The following is a 6,875-nucleotide window of genomic DNA, read 5'->3' on the forward strand; positions in this document are numbered from 1 at the left end:
AGCTTCTTTTTACAAGGTTAAAACTTCATTTAGTAACTAACAACTTGTGTTAACAAGCCAACCTGAAACTTACGCTTTCTGAATGCGGCGCCACATTTCGGCACAGGCGCGGGCGTTGTGGTACGGACATTTCCAGGCATTTATCTTGTCACCTTTGATCTGCGTTCCGTCCGCTTTTACCGTTCCGAACCATTCGCCTTTATCCTTGTCCACAAATTTGGTAACAATATAATCCCAGCTTCGCTGCGCTTTTACTTTATACTGTTCCTCTTTTGTAAGCTGAAAAGCATTGTAAAACCCGACCATTTGTTCGGCAGCAACCCACCAGCTTCTGTCCGTTTGCAAGTGTTTTGTTTCAGGATCGTATTCATAGTTCAGCGCACCGTCCGGGCTCAGGCCTTTGCTGGCTGCGGCAGCCATTGCGATGGATTTCTTCTTTACTTTTTCAATCAGCTCTTCATCATGCAGCACTTCCGCAGTTTCAAAAAGCAGCCATGAAGCTTCGATATCATGCCCGTAGGAAACAATGTTATCCTTTGCTTTCCACGTTTCGTCAAAAAACAGCTGCATACTGTTTGTTTCCGCATTTACAATGTGCGTTAAAATAGCTTCCAGCATGTCCGCTGTCTGCTTTTTCAGCTTTTCGTCCGGCCATACGCTGTACAGATTGGTATAAGCCTCCACCAGATGCAGATGCGTGTTCATGCTTTTGATCCACGGCTTTTTGCTCAGGATATAATCATCCGTTTCCGACCAGTCGCGGGAAAATGCTTCGCGGTAACCGCCGTTTACGGGATCAAATGCATGTTTTTCAATGACGTTAAAAAGTTCTTTTGCCTTTTCCAGCGCAGGCGCGTAATGCGTAACGCGGTAATATTCACTAAGGCCGTACATTGCAAATGCATTGCCGTAAATCTGCTTTTTTGTTTCTTCCGGTGAGCCGTCTGCTTTTACAATCCAGTAAACGCCGCCATACTCAGGATCAAAATAGTATTTGACAAGCTGCTGATATGCCCTGTCGGCAAGCGTAAGGTATTTCGGTTCCTTGAAAAGCCGGTGAGCCAGCGAAAATGTCCATAAAATCCTACTCGTCAGAACAACCGAGCGCGCAGCATCTTTTACAGGCATATTTTCATACGTAACACGGCCGTAAAATCCTCCTTTTTCCGGATCCGGCCCGTATTTTTCCCAGTAATCAAGAATATTCAGAAGCTCTTTCTTAAACGCTTCTGCAGTAAATGCAGCCATAATCAGGTTTGTTTTCAGGAAAAAGCAATTGCAGGTGCATTCATACTTATTCCCAAACGCCTCATCATTTTCCGGTTTTTAATTCAAAAAATTCGATCAAGCCCTGTAAACCCGTCCACAAGTTCAAAGAACAACAATCAATGACAACCTATGACAAAAATCAACAACCCATGACTTTCATCTTCCAACCTGTCCTTGTTCCCAAAAACAAAAAAAGCCCGACCGCAAAAACGATCAGGCTCATATACAATTCTGTCTTGAGTTAATCTCCCTGATTTTCTTCCAGGCTTTCGTGATTGTCGCCGCCGAGGCTGTAATAATTATTTTCTTCGTCCTCTTTCCCGATCATCTCATCATAATCATCATCTTCCGAACCGGGAACATCCAGGTCGTCACCAGTAAGTTCGTCGTCGAAAGTTTTTTCATTCCAATCGTCCGCATCCATTTCGACTTCACGTTTCAATCTGGTAATATCTTCAGGGTCAATATCATCGACGATCAGCCCCTGACGGAAAATATCTTCTTCAGGCGGATAATTTCCAGGCAGGTCGTCATCGTACAAATCGTCATCATCATCTAACGGACTCATAATATTAAAGGTTTTTGGTGTAATAAATTTTCAGATCCTTCCGATCTTGCTATTGACGAAAGCCGATAAAAAGATCATTCCAGCCTGAATTATTCAAGAAATTTGGCTGGCAGGCCAAGTAATAAATGAACCTTTGTATACTTTTCACGCAAAGACAACATTATTATTTATCTCTGAAAACAACTTCACAATTATTTCTTTTACATGCAAAGTAAATTAACAAAAGCTGCGGGCGTTCTGGCAGTTTTAACCGTAACATCGGGCTTGTTTGCTTATAAAGCCCAGCTTCCTGACCTCACAAAAAAAACTTACATTGAAGCAAAAGACCTGAAACTGCCCGCGGGTTTTTCGGCAAAAATCCTGGCGACCGACCTGGGTGCAACAAGGCATATGGCTATCGGCAAAAACGGCGATATGTATGTAAAAATTATCCAAACTGAAAGACGGAAAAGGGACTTATCTGCTGCGTGATACCAACCATGACGGCACAATCGACGAACAGAAACTTTTCGGCGATTTTGCAGGAACCGGCATTGCGATCCGGAATGGCTACTTGTACAGTTCGTCCAACAAAGGCGTTTACCGCTACAAACTGAATGAAAAGGAAGAAATCATTGATTTCGAAAATCCTGAAAAAATCGTGGACGGACTTGTGGATCATGGTCGCGACAATGCAAAACCGCTTGCACTGGACAAAAACGGCAATCTGTATGTTACCGTTGGTTCTTATAGCGACAATTGCAGACAGGCAAATTCGGGAAAAGGCATGTCGCCCTGTACGATCCTTGATTCTGCCGGCGGGATATGGAAATTCAAAGCTGACAAACTGAACCAGACTTTTGCGGACGGGGTGCGGTATGCAACCGGCTTGAAAAATGCAGTCGGAATAGACTGGGACAACAAAACCGATGCATTGTATGCAACCGTGCACGGAAGAGGAAAATTTGATGATTTTTACCCGCAGTATTACACGCCGAAACAAAGCGCCGAGCTTCCTGCCGAAACGCTTTACCGCCTGAAAGAAGGCGATGATGCCGGCTGGCCGTACATTTATTACGATCATATCCAGAACAAGAAAATCATGGCGCCCGAGTACGGCGGCGACGGAAAAAAGGTAGCCGGCGAAAAGGCAATCAATCCGGTTGCAGCGTTTCCCGCGCATTTGGGTCCGAATGCATTGCTGTTTTACACCGGAAATATGTTTCCGGCGCGTTATAAAAACGGCGCTTTTATTGCTTTTCACAGTCAGTCGGCCGAACTGAAGAAAGGCTACATGGTGGCATTTGTGCCTTTTGTAAATGGCAAGGCGGGCAAATGGGAAATTTTTGCAGACAACTTTGCAGGCATCGATCTTGCAAAACCATCCGGGCCAGTTGAGCACAGGCCATGCGGACTGGCACAAGGCCCGGACGGCGCATTGTACGTAACCGATGACCTGAACGGTACGATCTTTAAAATTGATTACAAAAAGAAATAAAATTACAGGCTCATTCCGCCGTCCACATAAATGTTTTGCCCGGTTATAAACCTTCCTGCTTCCGAGCAGAGCAAAACAGCCATGGCGGCACAATCTTCCGGCGCGCCGATCTGTCCGGAAGGCGTCATCAGCCTGTTATTAATGCGTTCTTCCGGTTCCGGGACATCCTCTTCCAGGCGGGGTGTCCCGATCACGCCGGGCGCAAGATTATTCACCGTCACGCCTTTGTTGGCCAGCTGCATGGCAATATTCTGTACAAGATTGAGCATGGCGGATTTGGTCGCGGCATATACGGCCATGGACGGATGCGGTTTTACCTGCTGAACGCTTCCAAGCGTTACAATTCTTCCCCAGCCATTGGAAACCATTTCAGGAGCAAAGCGCTGCATGAGCAGCAAGGATGACTTGAAATTGGCATTCAGCTGATCGTCGATATCTTCAACCGTTATTTCTGTCCATATTTTAGGAATTTGAACGGATGCATTCAGGATCAGAATATCCAGTTTTCCCGTCAGCGACTTTACTTCGTCGTAAATTCCTGAAACAGCGTCCGGTTTGGTAAGATCGCCTGCAACCGCAAAACAGCGTACACCGAAGGCTTTTACTTTGGAAGCCGTTTCATCTGTTTCAGATTTGTCTTTTCTGGAATGAAGGATTACGTCGGCGCCGGCTTCGGCAAAAGCAAGTGCAATTCCCTCGCCGATTCCCTGGCTCGAACCGGTTACAAGTGCCGTTTTACCTGATAAACTGAATTTCTCTGAAAGCATACTGTAAATGGATTTTAGCTTTGCCAGACACTAATTTCATGCCATATGCCGCTTAATACTCTCTTTTAAATACATAAGTACCGCCCGACTGCTTTAATATAAATTCACTTTTTGTAGTAATAAACTCCATTTCAATTCCCGCTTTATCAAACCTGAAAACGTCCGGTTTCACCGCATCCAGTTTAAACATCGGCTGGCCGGTTGCTTTGGCCGTCAGAACATTTCCTTCCTTTGCAACCGTGATCATAAACGGCAATTGCGGGCAGGAATAAGTCCCGAGATATTGATTAAGTGCTTCCGGTTTGAGAGTAATGGTTTTGAATTCAGGAAGTGAAAACGGCCTTTTATAATACGTACTCAGCATGGCGATCAGGATGTCGTTCATGGCATAGGAAAATCCGTTGCTGCATACGGCAACGGCAAGGCTGTCGTCCGGAAAATAGTAAAGACTGGAAGCAAATCCGTCGATTCCGCCGTTGTGCCCGTACCCTTTTCTGTATTCAAAAGGAACCTGAAAAAGGCCCATTCCGTAACCGTCCGTAATGGTTTTCATTTGGTTAAGGCTTGATTCTGAAACCAGTTTTCCCGAAAAAAGTGCAGTAATGAATTTGGTAAGTTCTGTGGGCGTGGACACGATTGCGCCCGCACCGGCCGGAACGCTCATGTCCGTTTCAGGCATCTGCGTCCATTTTCCGTCAAAAGTATACGAGTAACTTTCATGCTTTGCCAAGTCGGTTTTTCCGCCATAGTAAGTTTCGTTCAGCTGCACCTTGTCTAAAATCCGGCTTCTGAGATTCTCGGCATACGTTTTTCCGGTTAATTTTTCAATTATATAACCAAGCAGGACATAATTGGAATTGCTGTAAGATGCTTTTTGACCGGGGCTGAAATCGGGTTTTCCGGCCGCGATGACTGCAACCATTTCCTCCGGTTTTTTTGCTTTTGTCATGTACTCCTTGTAACCGGCTTCATCGGTAAAATTATGGATTCCGCTTCGGTGATTCAGCAGGTTTTCAATGGTAATCTGTCCGGAATTGGGAATGGTAGGGAAGTAAGCTTCCAGCGTTGCATTCAGGCTGAGTTTCTTTTCCTCGACAAGCTGGAAAATCATCGTGGCCGTAAAAACTTTGGTTATGGAACCGATGCGGTAAAGCGTATGGACTGTTGCCGGGATTTTTTTCTGATCGCTGATCGAGGCGTAGCCTGTTGCTTTTGAATAAAGAACATTTCCGTTTTTACTGATCGCCACGCTCACCATTGCCTTGTTGTTTGTTTCCAGAAGGTCCAGCAGACTGTCGAGTTTGTCTGAATCCAGACTTTGGGTACACCCCTTTAAAGTGAACAATAAATAAAGGGTTAGGCTGAACAAAACGGTTTTTTTCATATGGAAGGCGGTTAGCTATTGGCTATTAGCGGTTAGCTGCTGGCTATTGGCGGTTAATGATTGAACGCTTACAATTTGACATTTTGCTGCTAGTTTAAACCGGAATTAATCAAAAACCAAAGGCTCGAAGCTAATAGCTAACAGCCAAAAAAACCGGCGAAGCCTGAAAATGCCTGCCGGTTGAAATATTGTTTTTCATCTCATCAGAAATCGGTGTCCGGACTGGCAAGTTCCATTTCCTTGATCCAAATATTCCTGAAATATACATCGTGGCCTTCGGACTGTAATTTCAAACCTCCGGGCGTATCCGTAATACCTTTGCCGCCATCGTTGCCGCCGTCAATTCCGGAATTGGGCCCGCCCCATACCTGACTGATTTTCTGGTTCGTATGCACTTTTTTTCCATTAAAATACAAAGTAACCACAGGCTGCTCCGTCAGTTTGCCGTCCTTGAACCGCGCCGCACGGAAAAGAATATCGTATGCATTCCATTTTCCCACGCCGTTGTAAGCATAATATGGCGATTTGGATTCGTTGATGACGGCTGCCATGCCGTGCGAAGTGGAATCGCCGTCCAGCACCTGAATTTCGTATCTGTTCTGAAGATACACGCCGCTGTTGCCGCCGGGCTTGGTGATCAGGAATTCCACATGCGCGCGAAAATCTTTAAACTGTTTTTTAGTGACAATATCAGCCGAGCCGTACAGGCCGCCCTGTGAAGCCGGATCGTTGCAGTTGATTACCGTTCCTTTATCCACCGGATCATTTACAACCGTCCATTTGATCGGCGGCTTGGCTGCGAGTCTGGGCCCGTTCCAGTAGATCCATTTTTCGTCGAGCATTTTACGGCTGCCGTCCATATATACTTCTGCACCTTTCGGGGCTTTTGTTCCCACTCCGACCTGCGCATGGGCCGCAGAAACAGCCGCAACCGCAAGCATAGTCTGGAAAAATGTTACGGCCTTTTTGTGAAAAATAATATTCATTCTGAAATATTGATTATTGAACGTTATGAAATCTGTTGCTGACGGGTATAAGACAAAGTCAATTTATAAATACTCAATCACCGCAATTTATTGCAAAAGCTCCTCATTCTCGGGTCGGAATTTCCGTAAATGTTGATGTGGAACTTAAGCCACACGGATTTTGGGCCAAATAAAGCGGTTTGAAAGTCTGTTTGCCGGGAACACTTTTATATATACTTAAATCCTGAATAAATATTTCCTGAACTATCGCCCGAATCGCTATGAATACTATACTTAACAAAAAAAGCATCAACACAATAGACTGCACCCCAAAAGTTGGACGAGTTTAAGAATTAACGATTAGTGTGATGAGCTCGGTATTGTACCGGGCTCATTCCATTTAAATTAAGCCTGATCCTGTCTTTGTTGTAGTAGTTGATATAAT

6 protein-coding genes and 1 pseudogene are annotated in these 6,875 nt (G+C 45.0%); 1 reads left to right on the top strand and 6 read right to left on the bottom strand.

All coding sequences use genetic code 11. The features are described 5' to 3' along the window. Window positions 1-69: 69 nt before the first annotated feature. Both FEM33_RS03175 and FEM33_RS03180 read right to left on the bottom strand, forming a co-directional pair. Window positions 70-1,248 (bottom strand): AGE family epimerase/isomerase, encoded by a 1,179-nt coding sequence (locus tag FEM33_RS03175; RefSeq protein ID WP_139010663.1) that lies wholly within the window; start codon window positions 1,246-1,248, stop codon window positions 70-72. A gap of 262 nt (window positions 1,249-1,510) precedes the next feature. Next, window positions 1,511-1,837: a hypothetical protein gene (locus FEM33_RS03180; protein ID WP_139010664.1), complete on the bottom strand. Its 327-nt coding sequence runs from the start codon at window positions 1,835-1,837 to the stop codon at window positions 1,511-1,513. A gap of 204 nt (window positions 1,838-2,041) precedes the next feature. On the opposite strand from FEM33_RS03180, the pseudogene FEM33_RS03185 reads away from it, so the two are divergent. After that, window positions 2,042-3,314 (top strand): annotated as a pseudogene (locus FEM33_RS03185) (PQQ-dependent sugar dehydrogenase). 2 nt (window positions 3,315-3,316) lie between these two features. Here the strand turns inward: FEM33_RS03185 and FEM33_RS03190 are convergent. The 4 genes from FEM33_RS03190 to FEM33_RS26940 form a co-directional block, all read right to left on the bottom strand. After that, window positions 3,317-4,081, bottom strand: a complete 765-nt coding sequence (locus FEM33_RS03190; RefSeq protein WP_139010665.1) for an SDR family NAD(P)-dependent oxidoreductase — start codon at window positions 4,079-4,081, stop codon at window positions 3,317-3,319. A gap of 52 nt (window positions 4,082-4,133) precedes the next feature. After that, a complete protein-coding gene (locus FEM33_RS03195) occupies window positions 4,134-5,465 on the bottom strand; it encodes a serine hydrolase domain-containing protein (protein WP_139010666.1) in 1,332 nt (443 codons plus the stop codon). Between the two features lie 203 nt (window positions 5,466-5,668). Continuing rightward, entirely contained in the window at window positions 5,669-6,451 is a 783-nt protein-coding gene (locus tag FEM33_RS03200; protein ID WP_139010667.1) for a 3-keto-disaccharide hydrolase, read from the bottom strand. 332 nt (window positions 6,452-6,783) lie between these two features. Further along, window positions 6,784-6,870: an IS3 family transposase gene (locus tag FEM33_RS26940; RefSeq protein WP_374756416.1), complete on the bottom strand. Its 87-nt coding sequence runs from the start codon at window positions 6,868-6,870 to the stop codon at window positions 6,784-6,786. Between the last annotated feature and the right edge of the window lie 5 nt (window positions 6,871-6,875).

The organism is Dyadobacter flavalbus (assembly GCF_006149045.1).
Taxonomy (GTDB): Bacteria; Bacteroidota; Bacteroidia; order Cytophagales; family Spirosomataceae; genus Dyadobacter; species Dyadobacter flavalbus.